23 protein-coding genes and 2 pseudogenes are annotated in these 26,926 nt (G+C 51.8%); 11 read left to right on the top strand and 14 right to left on the bottom strand.

Annotation, left to right across the window (positions count from 1 at the left end):
- Positions 1-81: 81 nt before the first annotated feature.
- The 8 genes from ACLJQJ_RS00970 to bolA form a co-directional block, all read right to left on the bottom strand.
- The gene (locus tag ACLJQJ_RS00970; protein ID WP_063808879.1) at positions 82-456 is read right to left on the bottom strand and encodes a helix-hairpin-helix domain-containing protein; all 375 of its coding nucleotides are present in this window, start codon (positions 454-456) and stop codon (positions 82-84) included.
- A 149-nt stretch (positions 457-605) separates the two neighbouring features.
- A complete protein-coding gene (gene ppiD, locus ACLJQJ_RS00965) occupies positions 606-2,477 on the bottom strand; it encodes a peptidylprolyl isomerase (RefSeq protein WP_000969432.1) in 1,872 nt (623 codons plus the stop codon).
- A gap of 290 nt (positions 2,478-2,767) precedes the next feature.
- Complete coding sequence (hupB, locus tag ACLJQJ_RS00960; RefSeq protein WP_254888479.1) at positions 2,768-3,058, bottom strand: nucleoid-associated protein HU-beta; 291 nt, start codon at positions 3,056-3,058, stop codon at positions 2,768-2,770.
- 190 nt (positions 3,059-3,248) lie between these two features.
- Positions 3,249-5,603, bottom strand: a complete 2,355-nt coding sequence (lon, locus tag ACLJQJ_RS00955; protein WP_001067723.1) for an endopeptidase La — start codon at positions 5,601-5,603, stop codon at positions 3,249-3,251.
- 185 nt (positions 5,604-5,788) lie between these two features.
- The gene (clpX, locus tag ACLJQJ_RS00950) at positions 5,789-7,060 is read right to left on the bottom strand and encodes an ATP-dependent protease ATP-binding subunit ClpX (RefSeq protein ID WP_000130314.1); all 1,272 of its coding nucleotides are present in this window, start codon (positions 7,058-7,060) and stop codon (positions 5,789-5,791) included.
- A gap of 251 nt (positions 7,061-7,311) precedes the next feature.
- Positions 7,312-7,935 (bottom strand): ATP-dependent Clp endopeptidase proteolytic subunit ClpP, encoded by a 624-nt coding sequence (clpP, locus tag ACLJQJ_RS00945; RefSeq protein WP_000122257.1) that lies wholly within the window; start codon positions 7,933-7,935, stop codon positions 7,312-7,314.
- A gap of 246 nt (positions 7,936-8,181) precedes the next feature.
- Positions 8,182-9,480 carry a trigger factor gene (gene tig, locus ACLJQJ_RS00940; protein ID WP_001198406.1) on the bottom strand — a complete coding sequence of 433 codons (1,299 nt, stop codon included), beginning with the start codon at positions 9,478-9,480 and terminating at the stop codon, positions 8,182-8,184.
- Between the two features lie 346 nt (positions 9,481-9,826).
- Positions 9,827-10,144, bottom strand: a complete 318-nt coding sequence (gene bolA, locus ACLJQJ_RS00935; protein WP_000973433.1) for a transcriptional regulator BolA — start codon at positions 10,142-10,144, stop codon at positions 9,827-9,829.
- A 303-nt stretch (positions 10,145-10,447) separates the two neighbouring features.
- On the opposite strand from bolA, the gene ACLJQJ_RS00930 reads away from it, so the two are divergent.
- The 7 genes from ACLJQJ_RS00930 (at position 10,448) to cyoE (ending at position 17,791) form a co-directional block, all read left to right on the top strand.
- Entirely contained in the window at positions 10,448-11,026 is a 579-nt protein-coding gene (locus ACLJQJ_RS00930; protein WP_001537832.1) for a lipoprotein, read from the top strand.
- A 43-nt stretch (positions 11,027-11,069) separates the two neighbouring features.
- The gene (ampG, locus tag ACLJQJ_RS00925) at positions 11,070-12,545 is read left to right on the top strand and encodes a muropeptide MFS transporter AmpG (protein WP_000098478.1); all 1,476 of its coding nucleotides are present in this window, start codon (positions 11,070-11,072) and stop codon (positions 12,543-12,545) included.
- A 452-nt stretch (positions 12,546-12,997) separates the two neighbouring features.
- On the top strand, positions 12,998-13,954 hold the full coding sequence (gene cyoA / locus ACLJQJ_RS00920) for a cytochrome o ubiquinol oxidase subunit II (RefSeq protein ID WP_001239448.1): 957 nt from the start codon (positions 12,998-13,000) through the stop codon (positions 13,952-13,954).
- Positions 13,955-13,964: 10 nt separating this feature from the next.
- Complete coding sequence (cyoB, locus tag ACLJQJ_RS00915; RefSeq protein ID WP_000467158.1) at positions 13,965-15,956, top strand: cytochrome o ubiquinol oxidase subunit I; 1,992 nt, start codon at positions 13,965-13,967, stop codon at positions 15,954-15,956.
- On the top strand, positions 15,946-16,560 hold the full coding sequence (locus ACLJQJ_RS00910; RefSeq protein WP_000179833.1) for a cytochrome o ubiquinol oxidase subunit III: 615 nt from the start codon (positions 15,946-15,948) through the stop codon (positions 16,558-16,560). The genes cyoB and ACLJQJ_RS00910 overlap by 11 nt, the downstream gene beginning before the upstream one ends.
- Positions 16,560-16,889 (top strand): cytochrome o ubiquinol oxidase subunit IV, encoded by a 330-nt coding sequence (locus tag ACLJQJ_RS00905; RefSeq protein WP_000019878.1) that lies wholly within the window; start codon positions 16,560-16,562, stop codon positions 16,887-16,889. The genes ACLJQJ_RS00910 and ACLJQJ_RS00905 overlap by 1 nt, the downstream gene beginning before the upstream one ends.
- Positions 16,890-16,900: 11 nt before the next feature.
- A complete protein-coding gene (cyoE, locus tag ACLJQJ_RS00900) occupies positions 16,901-17,791 on the top strand; it encodes a heme o synthase (protein WP_000971352.1) in 891 nt (296 codons plus the stop codon).
- A 47-nt stretch (positions 17,792-17,838) separates the two neighbouring features.
- Here cyoE and ACLJQJ_RS00895 read toward each other — a convergent pair whose 3' ends face one another.
- Together ACLJQJ_RS00895 and ACLJQJ_RS00890 are read right to left on the bottom strand one after the other, a co-directional pair.
- Positions 17,839-19,308 (bottom strand): tetratricopeptide repeat protein, encoded by a 1,470-nt coding sequence (locus tag ACLJQJ_RS00895; protein WP_063808880.1) that lies wholly within the window; start codon positions 19,306-19,308, stop codon positions 17,839-17,841.
- 11 nt (positions 19,309-19,319) lie between these two features.
- Entirely contained in the window at positions 19,320-20,831 is a 1,512-nt protein-coding gene (locus ACLJQJ_RS00890; protein WP_063808881.1) for an SEL1-like repeat protein, read from the bottom strand.
- A 174-nt stretch (positions 20,832-21,005) separates the two neighbouring features.
- Here ACLJQJ_RS00890 and ACLJQJ_RS00885 point away from each other — a divergent pair.
- Both ACLJQJ_RS00885 and ACLJQJ_RS00880 read left to right on the top strand, forming a co-directional pair.
- Positions 21,006-21,137 (top strand): annotated as a pseudogene (locus ACLJQJ_RS00885) (IS5/IS1182 family transposase); the annotation flags it as partial.
- Between the two features lie 230 nt (positions 21,138-21,367).
- Entirely contained in the window at positions 21,368-22,732 is a 1,365-nt protein-coding gene (locus ACLJQJ_RS00880; protein WP_063808882.1) for an MFS transporter, read from the top strand.
- Between the two features lie 46 nt (positions 22,733-22,778).
- Here ACLJQJ_RS00880 and ACLJQJ_RS00875 read toward each other — a convergent pair whose 3' ends face one another.
- Entirely contained in the window at positions 22,779-23,270 is a 492-nt protein-coding gene (locus tag ACLJQJ_RS00875) for a YajQ family cyclic di-GMP-binding protein (RefSeq protein WP_001138913.1), read from the bottom strand.
- 125 nt (positions 23,271-23,395) lie between these two features.
- Here ACLJQJ_RS00875 and panE point away from each other — a divergent pair, with 125 nt between their 5' ends.
- Together panE and yajL are read left to right on the top strand one after the other, a co-directional pair.
- A complete protein-coding gene (gene panE, locus ACLJQJ_RS00870; RefSeq protein WP_000705816.1) occupies positions 23,396-24,307 on the top strand; it encodes a 2-dehydropantoate 2-reductase in 912 nt (303 codons plus the stop codon).
- Positions 24,270-24,860, top strand: coding sequence for a protein deglycase YajL (yajL, locus tag ACLJQJ_RS00865; RefSeq protein WP_001275809.1), 591 nt, complete (start codon positions 24,270-24,272; stop codon positions 24,858-24,860). The genes panE and yajL overlap by 38 nt, the downstream gene beginning before the upstream one ends.
- A gap of 8 nt (positions 24,861-24,868) precedes the next feature.
- Here the strand turns inward: yajL and ACLJQJ_RS00860 are convergent.
- From ACLJQJ_RS00860 to phnW, 3 genes and pseudogenes are all read right to left on the bottom strand, one after another.
- Positions 24,869-24,951 (bottom strand): annotated as a pseudogene (locus ACLJQJ_RS00860) (hypothetical protein); the annotation flags it as partial.
- Positions 24,952-24,956: 5 nt separating this feature from the next.
- Positions 24,957-25,766 (bottom strand): phosphonoacetaldehyde hydrolase, encoded by an 810-nt coding sequence (gene phnX / locus ACLJQJ_RS00855; RefSeq protein ID WP_063808883.1) that lies wholly within the window; start codon positions 25,764-25,766, stop codon positions 24,957-24,959.
- A 9-nt stretch (positions 25,767-25,775) separates the two neighbouring features.
- Positions 25,776-26,879, bottom strand: a complete 1,104-nt coding sequence (phnW, locus tag ACLJQJ_RS00850) for a 2-aminoethylphosphonate--pyruvate transaminase (RefSeq protein WP_063808884.1) — start codon at positions 26,877-26,879, stop codon at positions 25,776-25,778.
- Between the last annotated feature and the right edge of the window lie 47 nt (positions 26,880-26,926).

The raw sequence follows: 26,926 nt of genomic DNA, 5'->3' as shown, positions 1-26,926 counted from the left end.
GTTATAAGTAAACGACAAGTACAGAGGTCATAACTGGTATGACCTCTACAGTCTGGCAAATTTTGGCCACTGTGCAAGTGATTACAATGTTAAAACTGCCAGATTACGCTCCACCAGCGCGCTTCCCATTCCCGGCACCTGCTTTAAATCATCCACCGTTTTAAAAGGACCATACTCCTCCCGATAGCTCACAATAGCCTGCGCTTTTTTCAGCCCAACGCCGTTCATCACCCGCGCCAGATCCTCCGCAGACGCGGTATTAATGCTCACCCTGGTACCTTCATCATCGCTGGCTTTAGCAGGTAATGCCGCTTTGGCGGAGGATGAAGAAGGCGTATCCGCTTTTGTTTCCACCGCTGCATTTTTTGCGACAGGCGTCGCCGCCAGCGCGCTATGGGCCATGCCTGCGCAGGTTAAAGGAAGCGTAATAAGCAGTGCTTTAATTCCGTGTTTCATACTGTTTTCTCCTTGTTTGTTAACAGTGCAGCCACGATAGCGGGGCGGAGAAAAACGAACAAACGGCAATTCTCAGAAATGGAAAAGGCCGCGAAAGCGGCCTTTGTGGGATACAACGTTTTGCAATTTTTTGCGAAGCGCCTCGACGATTACTGCTGTTCCAGAGCGTCGCCGATTTTGATTTTCGCCTCTTTACGCAGATTGCTCATCAGCGCCTCAAAGACAATTTGCGCATTGTTCTGCGTGATGCCCTGCACCATCGCTTTTTTCTGCGCTTCCGGCATGGCGCCCGCTTTCACCTCGTCAAACGCCAGCAGAACGACGTTACCCTGCATATCGTTCGCCACGCCATAAACTGGCTTATCTTTCGTCGGAAGGCTTAACGCAAAGGCCGCCTGACTCACCGGATCCTGACTGGTACGACTTAACGTTTTAGGCTCGCCAAAACTCAGACCCGCCGCTTTCATCGCTTCCGCGCCTTTGCCCGCTTTCAGCTCGACCAGCAGTTTTTCCGCATCCAGCTTCGCCTGTTGTTCCGCTTTGTTATGCTTCACCAGGGCAGTGACCTGTTCCTTCACTTCTGCCAACGGCTTCACGGCTTCAGGTTTATGTTCGCTCACGCGCACAACAAAAGCCCGGTCGCCATCTACGGTGATAATGTCTGAATTCGGCCCCGGCGTACCGTTTTCGCCTACCAGGCCGCCATTAAAGATAGCATCGGCTACCGGTTTGAAGTTCAGCTCTTCCGGTAAGGTGTCATGACTAAACCAGCCGGTTTCAACGGCTTTTACGCCAGCGACCTGTTCAGCGCCTGCTAACGACTCATTGTCGTTGCTTGCCGCATCGCTCACCTTCTGCTGCAACGCATAGTAAGCATCCAGCGCTTTTTCTTGTTTCACTTTCGCGGCAATGTCGTCGCGAACCTCGCTTAACGGTTTCACTTTGGCAGGCTGAATATCATCCAGACGCGCCACCAGAAAACCGACAGACGACTTAATCACGCCAGATATCTGGCCTTTTTCTTTTAATCCGGCGTTTTTCAGTTCCGGCACCGTGGCAGACTCTTCCAGCCAGCCCATATCGCCGCCATTACGCGCAGAGATGATATCGGTAGATTTCTCTTTCGCCAGCGTGGCGAAATCTTCGCCCTTGTTCAGCGCATCCAGTACCGCTTTCGCATCATCTTCCGTTTTGGTCTGAATAATGCTGTAACGAATACGCTCCGGCTGAGTAAACTGATCTACATGCTGGTCATAATAGGCCTGAATATCCGCATCGCTGACCGGTGCCTGCATCGTCGCGGCATCCAGCTTGATATAGCTTACGCGGAACTGTTCCGGCGTCATAAAGCGGACTTTATTCTGATCGTAGTAGCTGGACACTTCCTGATCGGTCACCTGCTGCTTCGCCGCCAGCGCGTTGACATCAATAACGGCTTCACGCACCACGCGCTGTTGAGAGACTAATGCCGCCAGTTCGTCGGTTTCCCCTTTCAGCATAAAATCAGTACCGGCCACGCCGTTGATCAGTTGCTGAGTGGTAAGCTGGTTACGCAGCGCCTGAGCGTACTGATCGGCGGTCATTCCCATCTGATTCACAATCGCGTTATAGCGGTTGTTGTCAAACTTACCGTCCACCTGAAAAGCGGGAGTGGCGAAAATCGCCTGCTTTACCTGCTCATCGCTGATGCCCAGTTTCAGTTCGCGGGAATATTGATCCAACAGCGCTTCATCTATCAGACGATTCAGCACCTGCTGGCGCAGGCTTTTCATATAACCTTCGTTGGCCGCCAGTTCAGAATACCTGTCGCCCAACTGCTGCTGCATACGGTTACGTTCGTTATTAAACGCATTCTCAAACTGTGCCCGGCTGATTTCCTGGCCATTCACTTTTGCGGCGTAGTTATTGCTTCCGCCAATCAGGTAACCACTAACGCCGGTCAAAATGAACGACACGATAATGATAACGAAAATAATCTTGAGCACGAGACTGTTTGCAGCCGTGCGTAAGCTGTCCATCATGGTGTAACCACACTCCGCTGTAGGTGACTTTACACTTTATCTTTCAGGCGGCTTCTCCGCTGGCTACCGAGTGATTCGCTCAGTTGCCGCGTCGACGCAACCTGAATGATTTGCGTATAGAGACTTCACGCGCATCGCATTTTCTGAACGCGGCGCACAAAAGCCTATTGTGACAAGAAACGAGGGCAATTGTCAGCCCGCAACGCACAGAAAGTCCCGAATCGCCAATAAAAAAGGCACATCAGTTGATGCGCCCTTGTACTTTGTCACATCCCCCGAGGGGATCACGCTTAGTTTACCGCGTCTTTCAGCGCTTTACCTGCACGGAAACTCGGCACTTTGGCAGCGGCGATGGTGATCTCTTTACCTGTTTGCGGGTTGCGACCAGTACGGGCAGCACGCTCTTTAACAGCAAAAGTACCAAAGCCTACCAGTGCAACGTCATCCCCTTCTTTCAGAGATTCGGTAACAGAAGCAATAATCGCATCTAACGCACGTCCAGCCGCAGCCTTAGAGATATCAGCCCCTGCAGCAATTTTTTCGATCAGTTGAGATTTATTCACTCTTCTCTTCCTCTTTATAATTTATATCGCACCTGAATCCTTCGAAGTACGACCGCGCAGCAGTTATATCAGGCCTGCCACGCCCTTACAACACCCGTTAATGGTGGCAGACCCAATCAACCATCTAAATTAGCTATACAAAAAAAGGCTGGCAAGTCCGAAATAGCCTGCCAGCCCTGTTTTTATTAGCGCTATTTGCGCGAGGTCACTATTTTGCGGTTACAACCTGCATTCCAGACGGTTCGTTTTGCAGAGCAAGCGTCAGAACTTCCTCAATGCGCTTAACCGGGTGAATATCCAGATCGGCAATCACGTTGTCCGGAATCTCCTCCAGGTCACGTTTATTTTCGAATGGAATTAAGACCGTTTTAATCCCGCCGCGATGCGCCGCCAACAGTTTTTCTTTCAGGCCGCCGATCGGCAACACCTGACCACGCAGCGTGATCTCACCGGTCATTGCCACATCTGCGCGCACCGGATTACCGGTCAGGCAGGAAACCAGCGCGGTACACATCGCGATACCGGCGCTTGGACCGTCTTTCGGCGTTGCGCCTTCCGGCACGTGAACGTGGATATCGCGTTTTTCGTAAAAGTCCGGATTAATACCCAGTTTTTCCGCGCGCGCGCGCACCACGGTCAGCGCCGCCTGAATAGATTCCTGCATCACTTCACCGAGCGAGCCGGTGTAGGTCAACTTGCCTTTGCCCGGGACGCAGGCGGTTTCGATGGTCAACAGATCGCCGCCCACTTCCGTCCACGCCAGCCCTGTCACCTGACCTACGCGGTTTTCGCTATCCGCGCGGCCATAATCAAAGCGCTGGACACCGAGGTAGTCGTGCAGATTATCACCGTTAATTTCGATATGTTTTAACGACTTATCGAGCAACAGTTGTTTAACCGCTTTGCGGCACAGTTTGGAGATTTCACGCTCCAGACTACGAACGCCCGCTTCACGCGTGTAATAGCGGATAATACCGATAATCGCGCTATCGTCGACCGTCAGTTCGCCTTTCTTCAGCGCGTTACGCTCGATCTGCTTCGGCAGCAGGTGACGTTTAGCAATATTCAGCTTCTCGTCTTCGGTATAACCGGACAGACGGATCACCTCCATACGATCCAGCAGCGGCGCCGGAATGTTCATGGAGTTGGAAGTGGCGACAAACATCACATCGCTGAGATCGTAATCCACTTCCAGGTAATGATCGCTGAACGCCACGTTCTGCTCCGGATCCAGCACTTCCAGCAGGGCGGAAGCCGGATCGCCGCGCATGTCAGAAGACATTTTGTCGATCTCATCGAGCAGGAACAGTGGGTTTTTAACCCCCACTTTGGCCATTTTTTGGATCAGTTTACCCGGCATAGAGCCAATGTAAGTCCGGCGATGACCGCGGATTTCCGCTTCATCACGCACGCCGCCCAGCGCCATACGGATGTATTTACGCCCTGTTGCTTTAGCGATGGACTGGCCCAACGAGGTTTTACCTACCCCCGGCGGCCCCACCAGACACAGGATCGGCCCCTTGATTTTATTTACACGGCTTTGAACCGCGAGATACTCAAGGATGCGGTCTTTCACGCGCTCCAGACCATAATGGTCAGTATCGAGGATTTCCTGCGCCTGACGCAGGTCTTTTTTGACCTTGCTACGCGCATTCCACGGCACCTGCACCATCCAGTCGATGTAGCCGCGCACCACGGTCGCTTCCGCCGACATCGGAGACATCATTTTCAGCTTCTGCAGTTCCGCTTCCGCTTTCTCTTTCGCCTCTTTCGGCATTTTCGCCGCGTCGATCTTACGCTTCAGCGCTTCGTTTTCGTCCGGCGCGTCGTCCATCTCGCCAAGCTCTTTCTGAATCGCTTTCATTTGCTCGTTCAGATAGTACTCGCGCTGGGATTTCTCCATCTGCTTTTTCACGCGGTTGCGAATGCGTTTCTCAACCTGCAGCAGATCAATTTCAGATTCCATCATCGCCATCAGATATTCCAGACGTTCGTTAACGTCGGACATCTCCAGTACGGACTGTTTATCCGCCAGTTTCAGCGGCATATGCGCGGCGATGGTGTCAGCCAGACGTGCAGGGTCGTCAATGCTATTGAGTGACGTCAGCACTTCCGGCGGAATTTTTTTGTTCAGCTTGATGTAGCCTTCGAACTGGCTGATAGCGGTACGCACCAGCACTTCTTGTTCTCGCTCATCAATGGCTGGCGAATCAAGGTACTCCGCCTTCGCGGAGAAATGTTCGCCGTTGTCAGACAGCGCGGAAATACGCGCGCGCTGTAACCCCTCGACCAGCACTTTTACGGTGCCGTCAGGCAGTTTCAACATCTGCAAAATAGAGGCCACGGTCCCGACGGTGAAAAGATCGTTTACACCCGGCTCATCCGTTGATGCTTCCTTCTGGGCGACCAGCATGATTTTTTTATCATGGTCCATAGCCGCTTCCAGACAACGGATAGATTTTTCCCGCCCTACAAATAAGGGTATGACCATGTGCGGATAAACCACCACATCGCGCAAGGGCAATACGGGGATTTCAATGCGTTCAGAACGCTCAGGATTCATAGAGCTCTCTCTTAGTTTAGTGTCCGCCAGGTAATCAGATAGTATAGCTGTGCTCCATACCACCTATAACATGTACGTCAGTATATGGGGATGTTTCCCACACATTCAACGGCGTGTTTACAGGAAAAACGAAAGGGGAGATAAAATCCCCCCTTTTTTGGCTAACTGATTGTATGAATGTTTAATTATTCGCCAGAAGCCTGCGCTTCCGGTTTGCCGTAAATCAGCAACGGCTTACTCTGACCGGCAATAACGGACTCGTCGATCACCACTTTTTCGACGTCTTCCATAGATGGCAAATCGTACATGGTATCCAGCAGCGCTGCTTCGACGATAGAACGCAGACCACGGGCACCGGTTTTACGCGCCATTGCTTTCCTGGCGATAGCGTCCAGCGCTTCGTCACGGAATTCCAGATCGACGCCTTCCAGGTTAAACAGCGCCTGATACTGCTTGGTCAGCGCATTTTTCGGCTCTTTCAGGATTTGAATCAGCGCTTCTTCGCTGAGTTCGTTCAGCGTCGCTACCACTGGCAGACGACCGATAAACTCAGGAATCAGACCAAATTTGATCAAATCTTCCGGTTCAACCTGCGACAACAGCTCGCCTTCGCTGGCTTTGTCGGACTTCGCTTTCACCGTCGCGCCAAAACCAATGCCGGAGCCGGTTTCAACACGGTTAGCGATCACTTTATCCAGACCGGCAAACGCGCCGCCGCAGATAAACAGAATCTTAGAGGTATCTACCTGTAAGAACTCCTGCTGCGGATGTTTGCGACCGCCCTGCGGTGGAACCGCGGCGACGGTGCCTTCGATCAGTTTCAGCAACGCCTGCTGTACGCCTTCGCCGGAAACATCGCGGGTAATGGACGGATTGTCTGATTTACGCGAAATCTTATCGATTTCATCAATGTAGACAATCCCACGCTGCGCTTTTTGCACGTCGTAGTCGCATTTCTGCAACAGTTTCTGAATGATATTCTCGACGTCTTCACCAACGTAACCCGCTTCGGTTAGCGTGGTCGCATCCGCCATAGTGAACGGCACATCCAGCAAGCGCGCCAGCGTTTCCGCCAGCAGCGTTTTACCGGAACCGGTCGGTCCAATCAGCAGAATGTTGCTTTTGCCTAACTCGACGCCATTGCTGGTATCGCCGTTACGCAGACGCTTGTAGTGGTTATAGACCGCCACCGCCAGCACTTTTTTCGCCTGCTCCTGGCCGATAACGTAATCGTCCAGGTGGGTACGAATTTCATGCGGCGTCGGCAGCGCACTACGTTCACGGTGCGGAGCAACTTCTTTAATTTCTTCGCGAATAATGTCGTTACATAAATCGACGCATTCGTCGCAGATATACACGGATGGACCGGCAATCAGCTTGCGCACTTCATGCTGGCTTTTGCCGCAAAAAGAGCAGTACAACAATTTGCCCGAGCCATCTTTGCGTTTATCTGTCATGAGTCAAAACCTCTTCTTTGTTCTTTGTGCCGCACACGACGACGCAAATGCCATTCTCAGGCGCAAGCCGCTAATCAGCGTTGTGCCGCCCTTCATTAGTATATACACAAAATCATTCGAGCTACATCAAGGCGGCAACTCGGCGACTCCGCAGGCGCTTACATAAGTAAGTCACCGGGAGGCGCGCTGGCAGCCAACACCGAGGTAGCGTGAAGGATGAAGTGTATAGCGGCACACTTGCGTCCAGGGCATCAATTACGATGGGTCAAAATTGAGTCAACCAAACCGTACTCTACCGCTTCAGGCGCGGAGAGGAAGCGATCGCGCTCAGTATCACGTTCAATCTGCTCAAGAGATTGACCCGTATGATGCGCCATAAGTTCATTCATGCGCCCTTTTACTTTCAAAATTTCGCGGGCGTGAATTTCAATATCCGTCGCCTGGCCCTGGTAGCCGCCCAGCGGCTGGTGGATCATGACGCGAGAGTTCGGCAAGCAGAAACGTTTGCCTTTCGCCCCGGCAGTCAGCAGAAACGCCCCCATAGAGGCCGCCTGTCCCATACAAATGGTGCTGACGTCTGGCTTAATAAACTGCATGGTGTCATAGATGGACATCCCCGCAGTAATTACGCCGCCAGGAGAATTAATGTACAGATAGATATCTTTTTCCGGGTTTTCCGCTTCCAGGAACAGCATCTGCGCCACGATCAGGTTAGCCATATGGTCTTCGACCTGGCCGGTCAGAAATATGACGCGTTCCTTAAGTAGACGAGAATAGATATCAAAAGAGCGCTCACCGCGTGAGGTCTGTTCAATGACCATCGGCACCAGCGCCATATGAGGGGCCAAATTATCTCGTTCTCCGCTGTATGACATTTCCGTCTCCTGGATAAAAATTGAAAAAACCTGCTGTACTGATTGTAACCTGATGGACGGATTATCAGCCAGTCCCTCTGTAATGGGTACGGCATCGCCATAATTCAAGCATAACAATCTTTTGCTCTAACGCTAACACTGAAACGCGGTTTTCGCACCCTTACCATGCAAAATGCGTGACAAAAAAAACCCGTCACTGAAAGGTGACGGGTTTTTGTGCAAATTTCGTGCTTTTAACGCGAAAAATTACGCCTGCTGGTTCATCAGCTCATTGAAGGAAGTGGCTTTTTCAGACACTTTCGCTTTTGCCAGAACCGCTTCAACAGCCTGTTCTTCCAGAGCGACGTTACGCATATTGTCCATCAGCTCTTTATTTTTGCTGTAGAACTCAATCACTTCTTTCGGATCTTCGTAAGCAGACGCCATCTCTTCGATCAGGCCTTTAACGCGTTCTTCGTCCGCTTTCAGCTCGTTGGTACGAATGACTTCGCCGAGCAGCAGACCGACAACTACTCGACGCTTAGCCTGTTCTTCGAACAGTTCGCGCGGCAGCTCCAGAGCCTGTTTCTCGTTACCACCAAAACGCTGCGCAGCCTGACGACGCAGAACGTCGATTTCGCTGTCGATCAGCGCAGACGGTACGTCGATGTCGTTAGCTTTTACCAGACCTTCGATCGCCTGAGACTTAACGCGGTTACGCACCGCGCCTTTCAGCTCGCGTTCCATGTTTTTACGTACTTCAGCGCGCAGACCGGCTACGGAACCATCTTCAACGCCGAAACGTTTGATGAATTCTTCGGTCAGTTCCGGCAGTTCGCGTTCTTCAACTTTCTTCAGGTTGATAACGAACTTAGCCGCTTTACCTTTCAGGTTTTCAGCGTGGTACTCTTCCGGGAAGGTCACATCGATAGTGAACTCTTCGCCAGCTTTGTGGCCTTTAACGCCGTCTTCAAAGCCCGGAATCATACGACCCTGGCCCATCGCCAGAACGAAATCGGTCGCTTTGCCGCCTTCGAACTCTTCGCCGTCTACAGAGCCGGTGAAGTCGATGGTCACGCGGTCTTCCGCATCAGCAGCGCCGTCTTTTTCTTTCCAGGTCGCCTGCTGCTTACGCAGGGTGTCCAGCATCACATCAACGTCAGCGTCGGTGACTTCAACAACCGGTTTTTCAACTTCGATGGACTCGAGTCCGGTCAGCTCAACTTCCGGATAGACTTCAAACTCGACGGAGTAAGTGAAGTCTTCACCCACTTTGTATTCGCCCGGAACATAGTTCGGCGCGCCTGCCGGGTTAATTTTTTCTTTGATGATCGCGTCAACGAAGTTGCGGCTCATCAGATCGCCCAGCACGTCCTGGCGAACAGAAGCGCCATAACGCTGAGCGACGATATTCATCGGTACTTTGCCTTTACGGAAGCCGTCAATACGTACTTTTTTCGCTACGTTGACCAGCTCGCTTTTTACAGCGGTCTCGATGCTGTCAGCAGCGATTGTAATCGTTACACGGCGGCCAAGGCCCTGAGTGGTTTCAACTGAAACTTGCATCTTGTTACCTCAAAAAATCACAGTGCTCGGTCAACTCTACTCCGCAAGCACGTGCTATTTGCTTCGCGGAACCGGGATGTTCTCATAATCAATCACATTCCCTGTCGTCAGAATCATCCCGAAGACGTTCATATATAAGACGGCGCATTATAGCGGCATCACTTTTGTGAGTCGAGAACGGTGATTGTGCGATGCTGCGGCGGTTTTCACAATTCTCGGCTAATTTTTGTCTGAATACTGTACGACACGCTCAAAATTCAGACAAAACAAAACGGCCCGCAGGCCGTTTTCACATAATTCTGTAGCAACATACTGGAAAAGCGGAGGTAGTTGCAAATCCGTTTTGCTACGCGATGCTTCCCGCGCCGCGACAAGGAGGCGACGCGAAGATAGTATCCTGCAATCCTTCCCATTCTTTGAGGGTATAAGTATGCAGTGCCAGCGCATGTACGGTTGTGGAAAGTTCCGCCGTTAACGTACCGTAAATCATCCGATGACGATTCAGAAAACGTTCGCCTGTAAAGCGATCGCTCACCAGCACGACCTTAAAATGGCTTTCCGATCCTGCTGGAACATTGTGACGATAGCTTTCATCCACAACTTCGAGAAACACGGGGTCGAACGCTGTCCTTAATTTTTCTTCTATTTGCTCACGTATCATCATGAAAATCTCCTCCGACAACGCTGTGATGTCACCCATCCCTTTAAATACTAGCCGCTTTTACCGTTTCCATTACAGCATGACAACAAAAATTTAGCTTTCGTCTGATTATTTCAGCCAAACGTATGAAGTTTACTGCCTTAATCATTCTTTTAGCGCTCAAAATCCCCGCTCGCGCCGTTATCAATACCAAATCGGACATTACGACGAATTTACCTGCGTTGACCACTTCCCCTCGCCGTTAGCGGTGTTATGATGGCGGGAATTTTTACCTATCACGTTTTAAGCGTCATTGAGAGCCTGAATATGTTAAAAAAACTTCTCTTTCCGTTAGTCGCTCTGTTTATGCTGGCAGGATGCGCCACACCGCCGACGACCATTGACGTCGCGCCGAAGATCACCTTGCCACAGCAGGACCCGAGCCTGATGGGCGTCACCGTTAGCATTACCGGCGCGGACCAACGCCAGGATCAAGCGTTAGCGAAAGTCACGCGTAACAACCAGCTGGTAACGTTAACCGCCTCCCGCGATTTACGCTTCCTGTTACAAGAAGTCCTGGAAAAACAGATGACGGCACGGGGCTATATGATCGGGCCTAACGGCGCGGTTAATCTGCAGATTATTGTTAACCAACTGTATGCTGATGTTTCCCAGGGCAGCGTGCGCTACAACATCGCGACCAAAGCGGATATCGCGATTATTGCGACCGCGGCAAATGGCAGCAAGATGACCAAAAACTATCGCGCCAACTACTCTATTGAAGGGGCGTTCCAGGCCTCTAACCAGAATATTGCCGACGCAGTGAATAGCGTTCTGACCGATACCATTGCTGATATGTCTCAGGACACCAGTATTCACGATTTTATCAAGCAAAATGCCCGTTAATAGCAACAACAAGACCCGGCAGAAGCCGGGTCTGTAGATGCCTATGTCAAGTCAATATTTACGTATTTTCCAGCAACCGCGTTCAGCCATTCTGCTGATATTGGGTTTTGCCTCTGGCCTCCCGCTGGCGCTCACCTCCGGTACGCTACAGGCGTGGATGACCGTCGAGAATATCGATCTTAAAACGATTGGCTTCTTCTCGCTGGTTGGTCAGGCCTATGTGTTTAAGTTTCTCTGGTCCCCGCTGATGGACCGCTACACGCCGCCTTTTTTAGGTCGTCGTCGCGGTTGGTTACTCGCCACCCAACTGTTATTACTGGCGGCGATTGCGGCGATGGGATTTCTTGAACCCGGCACGCAGCTACGCTGGATGGCGGCGCTGGCGGTGGTGATTGCTTTTTGCTCCGCCTCGCAGGATATCGTGTTCGACGCCTGGAAAACCGATGTTTTACCCGCAGAAGAACGCGGCGCTGGCGCGGCAATCAGCGTGCTTGGCTACCGGTTGGGGATGCTGGTTTCCGGCGGACTGGCGCTATGGCTGGCCGATCGCTGGCTCGGCTGGCAGGGCATGTACTGGCTGATGGCGGCATTGCTGATCCCCTGCATTATCGCCACCTTACTGGCGCCGGAACCGACCGATACTATCCCCTCCCCGAAATCGCTGGAACAGGCCGTCGTCGCGCCGCTACGCGATTTCTTTGGCCGTAATAACGCCTGGCTGATTTTACTGCTCATTGTGCTTTATAAACTGGGTGACGCCTTCGCCATGAGCCTGACCACCACCTTTTTGATTCGCGGCGTCGGCTTTGACGCCGGCGAAGTCGGCGTGGTCAATAAAACGCTGGGCCTGCTGGCGACGATCGTCGGCGCGTTATACGGCGGCATATTAATGCAGCGTCTTTCGCTGTTTCGCGCGCTGCTGATTTTCGGCATTTTGCAAGGCGCGTCCAACGCCGGTTACTGGTTGCTCTCCATTACCGATAAAAACATGTTCAGCATGGGCGCGGCGGTCTTTTTCGAAAATCTGTGCGGCGGGATGGGTACTGCCGCCTTTGTCGCCTTATTAATGACGCTATGTAATAAGTCGTTTTCCGCAACACAGTTTGCCCTACTGTCGGCTCTCTCCGCAGTAGGCCGCGTTTATGTTGGTCCTGTGGCGGGCTGGTTCGTTGAAGCGCACGGCTGGCCGACATTCTACCTCTTCTCGGTTGTTGCCGCCGTTCCCGGGCTGTTACTGTTGCTGGTCTGTCGGCAAACGCTGGAATATAGCTGGCAGAGCGAGCGTTTCATTCCCCGCACGCAATACCGTGGCGCCTACAATTTCGCGCTTTCAATCCTGCTCGCGGGCGTCGCTTTGCTGGCGGTATGGGTACTCCTGCTGACCATGAACGCGTTGGATTACACTAACTTCTCATTCCTGTCCGGATTGCTTGAGACTGCGGTAGCGATTGCCGTGTGCGGCATTGTCTTTGGCGGGTTGCTGGACTACCTGGCGCTACGAAAAACACGCCTGCTCTAAAACATTATTTGCCGTTGTAATAACGACCCGGAATTATAACGGCTAAATAACCATCAATTGATAAAAAATATATTTGTCTTTTTGTGCGCAACAGAATTTTGGAAATTATTGGTAATTTCTACGCTACCTATTTTCTTTACACGATTCAGCCGATTAAATTTAAATTTCTGCCGTTGATTGTCCTTTTATTGATAATAAATTGTTAAGTAATTGTTTTATTTTTACATTGGTTATACCAATTATCCCTCAACATCCCACTTACAGACCTCATCCGTTATAACGCAAAGTTTCAACAGTGTCTTAAAGTTATTTCGACATACTTGGCAACATATGTGACATGCGCGGCAGAACTTGGTAACACAGAACCAATCATGTTTACAGTAATGTAACCTTACCGTAAAATGCCCCTACACTTTAAACGCCACCAGGTCCCGTGGAATTGAGGTCGTTAAATGAGACTCAGGAAATACAATAAAAGTTTGGGATGGTTGTCATTAATTGCAGGCACTGCATTACTCAGTGGCTGTAATTCTGCGCTGCTGGATCCCAAAGGACAGATTGGACTGGAGCAACGTTCGCTGATACTGACGGCATTTGGCCTGATGTTGATCGTCGTTATTCCCGCCATCTTGATGGCTGTTGGTTTTGCCTGGAAGTATCGTGCGAGTAATAAGGATGCGAAGTATAGCCCGAACTGGTCACACTCCAATAAAGTGGAAGCCGTGGTCTGGACGGTGCCTATCTTAATCATCATTTTCCTTGCCGTACTGACCTGGAAAACCACGCACGCGCTTGAACCAAGCAAGCCGCTGGCGCATGACGAAAAACCGATCACCATCGAAGTGGTTTCCATGGACTGGAAATGGTTCTTCATCTATCCGGAGCAGGGTATCGCCACCGTCAACGAGATCGCCTTCCCGGCGAACACGCCGGTTTATTTCAAAGTGACCTCCAACTCCGTGATGAACTCCTTCTTTATCCCGCGTCTGGGTAGCCAGATTTATGCCATGGCCGGTATGCAAACACGTTTGCATCTGATCGCCAACGAACCCGGAACCTACGATGGCATCTCCGCCAGCTATAGCGGCCCGGGCTTCTCTGGTATGAAGTTTAAAGCTATCGCCACCAAAGACCGCGCAGAATTCGACCAATGGGTCGCAAAAGCGAAGCAGTCTCCGAACACCATGAATGATATGGCGGCGTTCGAGAAAGTGGCTATGCCAAGCGAGTACAACAAGGTGGAATATTTCTCCAGCGTGAAACCAGATTTGTTCAAGGACGTTATTAACAAATTCATGGACCACGGTAAGAGCATGGACATGACCCAACCTGAAGGTGAGCACAGCTCGCATGAAGGAATGGAAGGTATGGACATGAGCCACGCGGAATCCGCCAACTCCAAGGGTTGAGGAAGATAAGATGTTCGGAAAATTATCACTGGATGCAGTACCGTTCCATGAACCTATCGTCATGGTAACGATCGCTGCAATTATCGTCGGGGGACTGGCGATACTGGCAGCGATTACTTACTTCGGTAAGTGGACCTACCTATGGAAAGAGTGGTTAACGTCGGTTGACCATAAACGCCTCGGCATCATGTATATCATCGTCGCGATTGTGATGCTGTTACGTGGTTTCGCCGATGCCATCATGATGCGTAGCCAGCAGGCGCTTGCCTCCGCCGGCGAAGCGGGTTTTCTACCGCCGCACCACTACGATCAGATCTTTACCGCTCACGGCGTAATCATGATCTTCTTCGTGGCGATGCCCTTCGTTATCGGTCTGATGAACCTGGTGGTTCCGCTGCAGATCGGCGCGCGCGACGTTGCGTTCCCTTTCCTGAACAACCTGAGCTTCTGGTTCACCGTTGTCGGCGTTATCCTGGTTAACCTCTCGCTGGGCGTGGGTGAATTCGCGCAGACAGGGTGGCTGGCTTATCCGCCGCTATCGGGAATAGAGTACAGTCCCAGCGTCGGGGTCGATTACTGGATATGGGCGTTGCAACTCTCGGGTATTGGTACGACGTTAACCGGTATCAACTTCTTCGTGACGATCCTGAAGATGCGTGCGCCGGGTATGACAATGTTCAAGATGCCGGTCTTTACCTGGGCCTCTTTGTGCGCCAACGTACTGATCATCGCCTCTTTCCCGATTCTGACGGTTACCGTCGCGTTGCTGACCCTGGATCGCTATCTGGGCACCCATTTCTTTACCAACGATATGGGCGGCAACATGATGATGTACATCAACCTGATTTGGGCCTGGGGCCATCCGGAGGTGTACATTCTGATTCTGCCGGTCTTCGGGGTATTCTCCGAAATCGCAGCGACCTTCTCGCGTAAACGTCTGTTCGGCTATACCTCGCTGGTTTGGGCGACCGTCTGTATTACCGTACTGTCGTTTATCGTTTGGCTGCACCACTTCTTCACGATGGGCGCAGGCGCGAACGTTAACGCCTTCTTCGGTATCACCACCATGATTATCGCCATCCCGACCGGGGTGAAGATCTTCAACTGGTTGTTCACCATGTATCAGGGCCGTATCGTCTTCCATTCCGCAATGATGTGGACCATCGGCTTTATCGTGACCTTCTCGGTCGGCGGTATGACCGGCGTGCTGCTGGCGGTACCGGGCGCGGACTTCGTCCTGCACAACAGTCTGTTCCTGATTGCGCACTTCCATAACGTGATCATCGGCGGCGTGGTGTTTGGCTGCTTCGCGGGTATGACCTACTGGTGGCCGAAGGCGTTTGGCTTCAAGCTGAACGAAACCTGGGGTAAACGCGCCTTCTGGTTCTGGATTATCGGTTTCTTTGTAGCCTTTATGCCGCTGTACGTACTGGGCTTCATGGGCATGACCCGTCGCCTCAGCCAGCAAATTGATCCGCAGTTCCATACGATGCTGATGGTTGCCGCCGCCGGCGCCGCGCTGATTGCGCTGGGTATCCTGTGCCAACTGATTCAGATCTTCGTTTCTATTCGCGACCGCGATCAGAACCGCGATCTGACCGGCGACCCATGGGGTGGCCGTACGCTGGAGTGGTCAACCTCGTCTCCGCCGCCGTTCTATAACTTTGCCGTTGTGCCGCACGTTCACGAACGTGACGCCTTCTGGGAAATGAAAGAAAAAGGCGAAGCGTACCAACAGCCTGGACAGTATGAAGAGATTCATATGCCGAAAAATAGCGGTGCCGGTATTGTTATCGCCGCCTTCGCGACGGTATTTGGCTTCGCCATGATCTGGCATATCTGGTGGCTGGCGATAGTGGGTTTCGCAGGCATGATCATCAGCTGGATTGTAAAAAGCTTTGATGAAGATGTGGATTACTACGTGCCGGTCCCGGAAGTCGAAAAACTGGAAAACCAGCATTTCGATGAGATTACTAAGGCAGGGCTGAAAAATGGCAACTGATACTTTAACGCACGCGACTGCCCACGCGCACGAACACGGGCACCATGACGCAGGCCAGAACAAAATCTTCGGATTTTGGGTCTACCTGATGAGCGACTGTATTCTGTTCTCTATTCTGTTTGCTACCTATGCCGTTCTGGTGAACGGCACCGCTGGCGGCCCGACAGGTAAGGACATTTTCGAACTGCCGTTCGTTCTGGTTGAAACCTTCCTGCTGTTATTTAGCTCCATTACCTACGGCATGGCGGCGATCGCCATGCACAAGAACAACAAGAGCCAGGTTATCTCCTGGCTGGCGTTGACCTTCTTGTTCGGTGCCGGATTTATCGGGATGGAACTCTATGAATTCCATCACCTGATTGTTAACGGTATGGGCCCGGATCGCAGCGGCTTCCTGTCTGCGTTCTTCGCGCTGGTCGGCACGCACGGTCTGCACGTCACTTCCGGTTTGATCTGGATGGCGGTGCTGATGGTGCAAGTTGCCCGTCGCGGTCTGACCAGCACTAACCGTACCCGCATCATGTGCCTGAGCCTGTTCTGGCACTTCCTGGATGTGATTTGGATTTGCGTATTCACTGTTGTTTATCTGATGGGGGCGATGTAATGAGTCATTCTACCGAGAGCGGCGGCGCATCCCACGGCAGCGTAAAAACGTACATGACCGGCTTTATCCTGTCGGTCATCCTGACGGTTATTCCATTCTGGATGGTGATGACCGGCGCTGCCTCTCCGGCCGTTATTCTGGGATCTATCCTGGCAATGGCAGTGGTGCAGATTTTGGTGCATCTGGTGTGTTTCCTGCACATGAACACCAAATCTGATGAAGGCTGGAACATGACGGCCTTCATCTTTACCGTGCTGATCATCGCCATCCTGGTTGTGGGCTCCATCTGGATTATGTGGAACCTCAACTACAACATGATGATGCACTAAGAGCGGCGAGTATGATGTTTAAGCAATACCTGCAAGTAACGAAACCAGGCATCATCTTTGGCAACCTGATCTCGGTGATCGGGGGATTTCTGCTGGCCTCAAAGGGCAGCATTGACTATCCCCTGTTCATTTATACGCTGGTCGGGGTGTCACTGGTTGTGGCGTCGGGTTGTGTATTTAACAACTACATCGACAGGGATATCGACAGGAAGATGGAAAGGACCAAGAATCGGGTGCTGGTCAAAGGCCTGATTTCTCCTGGCGTCTCGCTGGTATACGCCACCCTGCTGGGTATTGCTGGCTTTATGCTGTTGTGGTTTGGCGCCAATCCTCTGGCCTGCTGGCTGGGGGTAATGGGCTTCGTGGTCTACGTTGGCGTGTACAGCTTGTACATGAAGCGTCACTCCGTTTACGGCACGCTGATTGGTTCTCTCTCCGGCGCAGCGCCGCCGGTGATTGGCTACTGCGCCGTAACGGGCGACTTTGACAGCGGCGCGGCGATTCTGTTGGCTATTTTCAGCCTCTGGCAGATGCCGCACTCTTACGCCATCGCCATTTTCCGCTTTAAGGACTATCAGGCGGCCAATATCCCGGTTCTGCCGGTGGTAAAAGGAATCTCAGTCGCTAAAAACCACATCACGCTATACATCATTGCGTTTGCCGTTGCAACGCTAATGCTCACGTTGGGCGGTTATGCTGGTTACAAATACCTGGTGGTCGCCGCGGCGGTCAGCGTTTGGTGGCTCGGCATGGCGCTACGCGGTTACAAAGTGGAAGATGATAAGGTCTGGGCGCGCAAGCTGTTCGGCTTCTCTATCATTGCGATTACCGCGCTGAGTATCATGATGTCCGTTGATTTTATGGTGCCGAATTCGCAGAATCTGCTGACTTACGTCTGGTAAGACTTTTGATGGCGTATCGCTTGATACGCCATTATTTTCGCTCGCAGTTACAGAAAAACGCCTGCCTTAAGCATATCCATCTCTTTACCGTTAACCATTCCCGTCACAGCAGTCACACTATAGCTATCAACATCGCAAAATTCCGGCTGATAGATAGGTTGTAATGTCGATTCACGTAGCGTATCAGACTTATACCCTTGTAAATTGCGGTCCTGCGTATTTAGCCCAAAAGGCTCAAATGCGATAACCTGCTGTGACATCGCCCCGGCCTTATTTTTCAGCGCCAGTGAGACGCGTAAATTCTCTATACTGCTGATTCTGTCCGTTTTGACGACAAACTCCAGCTCGCATGCATAGCCGCTGCCCTGGCTCGCACCGAAAACACGATCACGATTGAAGGTTAACTTCGGCAAATTCTTTTCACGCATTGCCACAGCTTCAGCGCGGGCCTGTCGGTCTTTTTCGCAGGTCACCTGAAAATGGGGATCGTCTGCAAAACTTGTTCGCCCCTGAGCAAACAACTCCGCTGCCTTCCGGCAATCCGTGTCGACAAACTGACCGTTGGTATACATCCAGGCAAGATAGTTTAAAGCGCGAGACTTGCCCATCTTCGCCGCCCGATCAAAGAATTCAAACGCCCGAGCGTAATCAAGCGGAACCTGCGTCCCGGAGTAATAGATCTCACCAAGATTTATGAGCGCATCGGCATTACCCTGCGCAGCCGCCAACTCGTACCACTGCACCCCCTTCTGCAGATCGCGCTTAATCCCTCGTTTTCCATTCAAGTAGAAGTAACCGAGTATATTCTGCGCATCAGCCTGGCCCAATTCAGCAGCCTTGCGGAACCATTGCAACGAACGCGCCTCTTTATCGCCGACCTCAACAAAACCAGAGTCATAGAGGCTACCAACGATAAAGTTAAGTTCAGGGTCTCTCTCCTGCGCCCACAGCTCCGCAAGGTGCAGGATATCCGCCTTTGAATAACCCAGGCGTGTGATGAGCGCGGCCATCGCGCTCCCGCCGCTGGCATACTGGCGTAATGTTTCAATAAACCGGGAACGCTGAGTAATATCGCTTTCCGCGGCTTGCTTTGCCGTATCTATTTCGTCGGCTATCAGGCGCGTCACCGTCTGCGCATCAGTATCGATGTCTGCTTTACTGGTTTTACCCGCAAGCTCTTTTGCCAAAACGTCATCCTGCATCACCCCCAGGCCATGCAGATAAAAATAACGAGCGTTGTAGCAGCCATAGGGTTCTTCAACATGACAAGCCTGCTCATAATACTTGATAGCCTGTATCGTATCTTTCGGCACAGCAACGCCGTACTCATAAATAAACCCCAACTCCGCCAGCGCTTGAGCGTTATTATCTTTGGCTAACGCCTTTAGCTCATTTAGCGCCTGAACATCTTTCTGCGCAATACGGCTATACAACGCGTCAATATCATCACCTGCCTGGCATACCGATGCGAAAGAAAGCCCAAGCAGAAGCAAAAGATTCCATTTCCGTTTTATCATTTTTCATTCCCTTATTCTTTATCTAAAAAGCGCACACTGTCAGCTTTCAGTAAATCGACATTCTTACCGTTAATCGTTGCCGTAGCGGATTTCAGCGTAAAATGGATATCGCCGATCCCGTGACAAAAATCTTGCGTATACAGCGGGAGATCGTATGGGGTAACGAGAGGATCAACATCATGATTTTGCATATCTATCCCCAGAGTATTCAAACCGAATGGCGGAATCATTAACGTTTCCTCAGTTGCCATTCCATCATCATTTTTCAGCTCAAGCGTAATATGCAAATTCGCCATGTTACGGATTTTATCTGTGCCAATCTGAAAAATTAATGCACATTCTTTCGGTTTAGCCGTTATCCCGCGAGAGAAAATCCTCTCTTTTTTTAGGGTTACTTTGGGTAAAGCATCCGCGTTGTTTTTTCGACTCTGAATATCCGCTGCGCATTTACTTAAAAATATTTTTTCCTCAACCTTCTTACCTACATATCGAGATGCTTTCTTGTAATACGACCAGGCTTTATCACAATCAGGTGCAGTACCTAAACCGTTATAATACATCCAACTCAACGGCATCGTTGAGCGCGAATTAGTACCATCATTTTCAACCTGCGTAAATAATGCCAGCGCTTTAGCGTAATCAGTGCGCCCTGTTGCGCCAGAATAATAGATTTTACCTAGCGCAATCTGTGCATCGCTGTCACCCTGCTCAGCCGCCTGCCCATACCATTTTTGTGCTTCCTGAATGTCTGGCTTAATTCCCCACTCATCGCCCTCTCCCCCCGAATAAATACCCCCCAAGAGAGATTGGGCCTCAACGACGCCTTTTTCCGCGGCGGCGCGAAACCATTTCAACGAGGCTGGCCTGGCCTTATAAGGCTCATCCACATAATGACCAGAGAAATCATTAAGGGTGAGTAACCCCAGTTGATAATCCATTTGTGGATCGCCGTCCTGTACCCATAGCGTAGCAAGGCGGAACGTTTTTTCCTGATTAAATCCGATACGACTAAAAAAAAGCGCATCGCTCTCTGGCCTATTATTTAGAAGATTAAATAGTGCATTAATAAATTCTGGCCGCTGCGATTTATCCGTATCGGCCAATGCTTTTGCCGCGTAAATTTCTTGCGAAAACTTATCGATATAGTCTTGCTCAATCAATAAATTATCCAGATTCATTTTCTTAGCATACTTATTGGCCTGAGCGCTATCTTTCGCCACTCCGTCGCCATACTGATAAGCATACTTCACATTATAGCAACCATAGTTACCGCCAAGTTCACAGGCCTGCTTGTAATACTGCAACGCCTGTTCGCGATTCATCGGCACACCAAGGCCGTATTCATGAATAAACCCCAGTTCATCCAGAACCGAAGCTCTTTTTTCCACAGGCAAAGCATCAAGATCCTTCTGGGTAAGCGCAGCATATTTTACATCATCTTTACCGTTGTTCTCTGAAGCATTTACCTGGCTAACAAATAAAATACCCACCAAAATACATAATGATAAATATTTAATTTCCATAACGAATTCACTCCTTGAATAATATAATAAATGCGACTGCTGACGAACCTTCTGCCTGATAAACGCGCGCCATCACGCAGAAAGTTTGCTATCAGTCTCGGCGTTGTTGAATAAATCAAATTATCAGAAGATGGACGAATCTGATCATTGCAGTCGTTTCAGAATCGGGTTCCTATGGCAAAGCAAAAGTTTAAAATCACCCACCGGCCAGCCACACTCAGGCAGCGCGGTTCGCTGACAGTCTGGCTTGACGAGTTCTGCTATTGCAACAGGGAGCAACAGCGCACACAGCCTGAAGGCCGTGGCTAACCGCTACACTATACTGATATGGCTCAGATAGCCACTACAGCTCAAGGAGATCGGAATATGAATGAGCACAAGGCTATGCTGGCTCTCCCGATCGCCCCTATCGTGTTAACAATTTATCTCTTTTTTAGCTCAACTGTTTCAAAAACATAATATTTGCTAATTAACCCTCTATTTACCCGACACACTCCCCGCACTACACTACTCCCAGCTTTTATACAGAGGTGGCAATGAACGATTATAAAATGACGCCAGGGGAGCTGCGCGCCACATGGGGTTTAGGGACCGTCTTTTCGTTGCGTATGCTGGGTATGTTTATGGTTCTACCAGTACTGACCACATACGGTATGGCGCTACAGGGCGCCAGCGAAGCATTAATCGGCATTGCGATCGGCATTTACGGGCTGGCGCAGGCTATCTTTCAAATTCCCTTTGGGCTGCTGTCCGACCGCATTGGCCGTAAGCCGCTGATTGTCGGCGGACTGGCGGTATTTGTCGCGGGTAGCGTCATTGCCGCGCTCTCTCACTCAATCTGGGGCATTATTCTGGGGCGAGCGCTACAAGGGTCCGGTGCTATTGCCGCCGCCGTCATGGCGCTTCTGTCTGATCTCACCCGAGAGCAAAACCGTACCAAAGCGATGGCGTTTATCGGCGTCAGCTTTGGTATCACCTTCGCGATTGCGATGGTATTAGGGCCGATCGTTACCCATAGTCTGGGATTGAACGCGTTGTTCTGGATGATCGCCGCCCTCGCCACTCTGGGCATTCTTCTGACGATCTGGGTGGTTCCCAACAGTACTAACCATGTGCTGAATCGCGAATCCGGGATGGTCAAAGGCAGCTTCAGTAAAGTGCTGGCGGAGCCGAGGCTGCTCAAGCTCAATTTCGGCATTATGTGTCTGCATATTTTATTGATGTCCACCTTTGTCGCCCTGCCCGGCCAGCTTGCCGATGCTGGTTTCCCTGCCGCCGAACACTGGAAGGTGTATCTGGCAACCATGGTGATCGCCTTTGCCGCCGTCGTGCCTTTTATTATCTATGCTGAAGTCAAACGGCGGATGAAGCAGGTATTCCTGTTCTGCGTGGGACTCATTGTCGTCGCAGAAATCGTGTTGTGGGGAGCGGGCCAACATTTCTGGGAGCTGGTGATTGGCGTACAACTCTTTTTCCTCGCCTTTAATCTGATGGAGGCGCTGCTGCCTTCGCTGATTAGCAAAGAATCGCCCGCGGGGTATAAAGGAACGGCGATGGGCGTCTATTCTACCAGTCAGTTTCTTGGCGTGGCGCTTGGCGGTTCGCTGGGCGGCTGGATAGACGGCACGTTTGATGGGCAAACCGTTTTCCTTGCCGGGGCCGTACTGGCGATGGTATGGCTGGCGGTGGCAAGTACCATGAAAGAGCCGCCCTATGTCAGCAGCCTGCGCGTGGAAATTCCAGCGGATATCGTTGCTGACGACAGGCTAAAACAGCGACTGTTGGCAATGAAAGGCGTAAGCGAAGCGCTGATCGTGGCGGAAGAGCATTCCGCTTACGTCAAAATCGACAGCAAAGTGACCAATCGCTTTGAAGTTGAACAGATTATCAGCAAAGGATGAATACTGCATTGCCGGATGGCGGAGAGGCTCTATCCGGCATAACAACTTAATCGCGGAAGTTTTTGAACTGGAACGGCTGGCCCAAATCGCCGCCGCGAACCAGCGCCATTACCGATTGCAGATCGTCACGTGATTTGCCCGTCACGCGAATCTCTTCCCCCTGAATTTGCGCCTGCACCTTCAGTTTGCTGTCTTTAATCAGCTTGACGATTTTCTTCTGCACGGCGCTTTCAATGCCCTGCTTCAGCTTCGCTTCCACATACCAGGTTTTACCGCTATGCACGAACTCGTCCGGTACATCCAGCGAAGCGCCTTCAATACCGCGTTTAAGCAGCTTGGCGCGCAGAATATCGAGCAACTGATTGACCTGGAAATCGGACTCGCTCAGCACCTTGATGGTTTTATTGGCATCGTTCAGTTCAATAGTCGCCTCTACGCCACGAAAGTCAAAACGAGACTCAACCTCGCGAACCGCGTTATCCACGCCGTTACGCGCTTCCTGCAGATCAACTTCAGAAACAATATCGAAAGATGGCATCTTTTCTTCTCCCTTCATTTTCGTTGCGTTGCATAATACCTGCAACGAGGCTTAACGAGAAGCTTAGCTGATGACGCTATAATTAGCGCCATAACACCTGGCGCTGTTGCAGGTGAGGAGGAACAATGAAAATTACTGTACTGGGATGCGGAGCCTTAGGACAACTTTGGCTTTCGGCACTGTGCAAACACGGACATGACGTACAGGGCTGGCTACGGGTGCCACAACCTTATTGCAGCGTAAATCTGATCGATACCGATGGTTCCTTTTTCAACGAATCACTGACGGCAAACGATCCGGATTTTTTGGCGAAGAGCGAACTGTTGTTAGTCACGCTGAAAGCGTGGCAGGTTTCCGACGCAGTACGAACACTGGCGTCAACCCTACCGGTGACGTCGCCTATCCTGCTCATTCATAATGGAATGGGAACCATAGAAGAACTGCAAAATATCCAACAGCCGATGTTGATGGGGACTATCACCCATGCTGCGCGCCGCGACGGTAATATCATTATTCATGTCGCTAACGGTACTACACATATTGGCCCGGCACGCGAGCAAGACGGCGATTACAGTTATCTCGCCGATATCCTGCAGGGGGTACTGCCCGATGTCGCCTGGCATAACAATATCCGCGCAGAGATGTGGCGCAAACTGGCGGTCAACTGTGTTATCAACCCGCTCACCGCGCTTTGGAACTGCCCGAACGGCGAGCTGCGCCATCATACTGATGAAATTAACGCAATTTGCGAAGAGGTCGCCGCCGTGATTGAACGTGAAGGCTACCACACATCGGCAGACGATTTACGCTATTATGTTGAGCAAGTGATTGACAGTACGGCAGAAAACATCTCATCCATGTTGCAGGACGTGCGTGCCATGCGCCATACCGAAATTGACTACATCACCGGTTATTTACTCAAGCGCGCCCGCGTGCACGGTCTCGCCGTTCCGGAAAATAGCCGCCTGTTTGAAATGGTAAAGCGAAAGGAGAGTGAGTATGAGCGCTCAGGCACTGGTATGCCTCGCCCCTGGTAGTGAAGAGACCGAAGCGGTCACCACTATCGATCTGCTGGTTCGCGGCGGAATCCACGTCACTACCGCCAGCGTCGCCAGCGATGGCAACCTGACGATTGTCTGCTCGCGCGGCGTGAAGCTACTGGCGGATGCGCCGCTGGTTGAAGTTGCCGACGGCGATTATGACATCATCGTGTTGCCCGGCGGAATTAAAGGCGCCGAGTGCTTTCGCGACAGCCCGTTGCTGGTCGAAACCGTAAAACAGTTTCACCGCTCCGGGCGCATTGTCGCAGCCATTTGCGCCGCAGCCGCTACAGTGCTCGTGCCGCACGATATCTTCCCTATCGGCAATATGACCGGTTTTCCGGCGCTGAAAGATAAGATCCCCGCCGAACAGTGGCAGGATAAGCGTGTGGTGTGGGATGCGCGGGTAAAATTATTAACCAGCCAGGGACCGGGTACCGCTATCGATTTTGGTTTGAAAATCATCGACCTGTTGGTTGGTCGTGAAAAAGCGCATGAAGTGGCTTCGCAACTGGTGATGGCGGCGGGGATTTATAACTACTACGAATAAGAATGATTGCCGGATGGCGGCGTAAACACCTTATCCGGCCTACAAAACGGTACAGTCTGTAGGCCGAATAAGCGGCAGCGCCATCCGGCAGTTATTTTACGGGCGTTCGCCCTGCGCCAGACGCGCATTAATATGCGCAATCACCCCAGGTAAATCCGCCAGTGAATCCACCACGTAATGCGCCCCGGCGGCGTACAGCTTGCTGGCCGCGTGCTCGCGGCGGACCGCAACGTCCTCTTTCGACATAGTCTGATAGGCGTCCCATGTTGCGCCGAATTCGTTACCCGATACCGCCAGCCCCACCGTCCACATCCCCGCGTTAAGCCCCTCGCTAATGCCCGGCGCGGCATCATCTACCTTCACACAGTGCGCGACCGCATCAATGCCCAGCGCAATCACGTTTTGCAGCGCCATCCACGGCCCCGGGCGGCCACCCGCGGCCAGGTCGTCCGTTGCCACCCAATGATCCGGACAATAGCCATGCCCGGCGGCGGCGGGGACCAGGCGCTCCATCACCGCTCGTGGGTAACCGGAGCAGGAGCCTATCTTAATGCCCTCGGCTCGTAGCGCCGCGATCGTGTCGATAACTCCGGCAATAGGAGAAGAAAAATCGACAACTTTAGCAATCTGTAACGGCATGAAGGCGGCATAGATGGCATCAATATCTGCTGCGTTCATGGGGCGGCCAAACTTTGCCTGCCAGCGCGCGTCAACAGCAGGTAATTTTCCCAGCGCTTCAATGTGTTGCCATTTACCCAGCCCCATTGGCACGCGTGCTTCGGCGAGGGTGATCTCCACATCAAATGCCTGACGGAACGCCTCAACGAAAATTTGCGTCGGCGCGAAGGAGCCAAAATCGACGGTGGTGCCCGCCCAGTCGAGAATAACAGCGTGAATACGGTTCATCATGGTTCCTTATTTCGTCCAGTACATGGCGGTACGAATGGCGGTCAGCAGGGCAGTGATATCGGCGGCATATACTTCGCCAATGTTGCCGATGCGAAAGCAGTCGCTTTGCGACACTTTGCCAGGATAGATAACAAAGCCCTGCTCTTTGAGGCGGCGATAAAATTTGCTAAAGCGATACTGCGGGTCTTCCGGTGAATAAAAGGCGGTGATAATGGGCGAGTGAAGTTCGTCATCCAGCAGCGTGTTAAAGCCCAGCGCCCGCATTCCGGCCACCAGGCTGCGCTGATTTTGCTGATAGCGTTGATGACGTGCCGCCACGCCACCTTCTTCCGCCAGCTCTTTCAACGCCTGGGCAAACGCGAGGACGGTATGAGTGGGCGAAGTAAAACGCCATTTGCCGTGGTTATCCTCCATGCAACGCCACTGGGCGTAGAGATCTAACGACAGCGAGCGGGAATGCCCTTTGCACGCGGCCAGTTTTTGCTCGCGGGCAATCACGAAGGCAAAACCCGGCACGCCCTGAATGCATTTATTGGCGGAGCTGATCAGATAGTCGATGTGTAATGCTGCAATATCCATGGGGATGCCGCCGAAGCTGCTCATGGCGTCAACGATGTAGGTTTTGCCATAGCGATGCGCCAGAGCGCCCACCTCATCAATGGGGTTGAGCATCCCGGTGGTCGTTTCGCTATGCACCATGGCGATATGGCTGATCGTCGGGTCGGCGTTGAGGATCGCGTCGATCGCCTGCACGTCCGGGCGCGCAACTTCGCCGCAGTCGTAAGCGTGATGGGCGATACCCATAAGGCCGGCCATCTCGACCATTCGTGCGCCGTATGCACCGTTGCTGACGATCAGCACCTTATCCTGCGGCCCCAATGCGCTGCCCAGTACGGCTTCCACAGCATAGCTACCGCTGCCTTGCAGTAGTACGGAGGTGTAGCCTTCGGAGGCCGTTGCCAGTGCGGTCAGCTGCTGGCGGATCTGTTCCACCACGCCGATATTGTAATCATCATCCCAGGTACAGCTATCGAACAACATCGCTTCTTTCACGGTGCGAGAGGTGGTGAGTGGGCCAGGAGTCAGCAGCAGATAGTTACGCGAAGTCATGTTATTTACCTTTGGTCTATACCAGATTGCATTTATCATGACGATCT

The organism is Salmonella sp. SAL04202, from assembly GCF_046550775.1.
Classification (GTDB): Bacteria; Pseudomonadota; Gammaproteobacteria; order Enterobacterales; family Enterobacteriaceae; genus Salmonella; species Salmonella enterica.
Note: the sequence above shows the minus strand (reverse complement) of the source record. Positions and strands in the feature narration are given on the sequence as shown.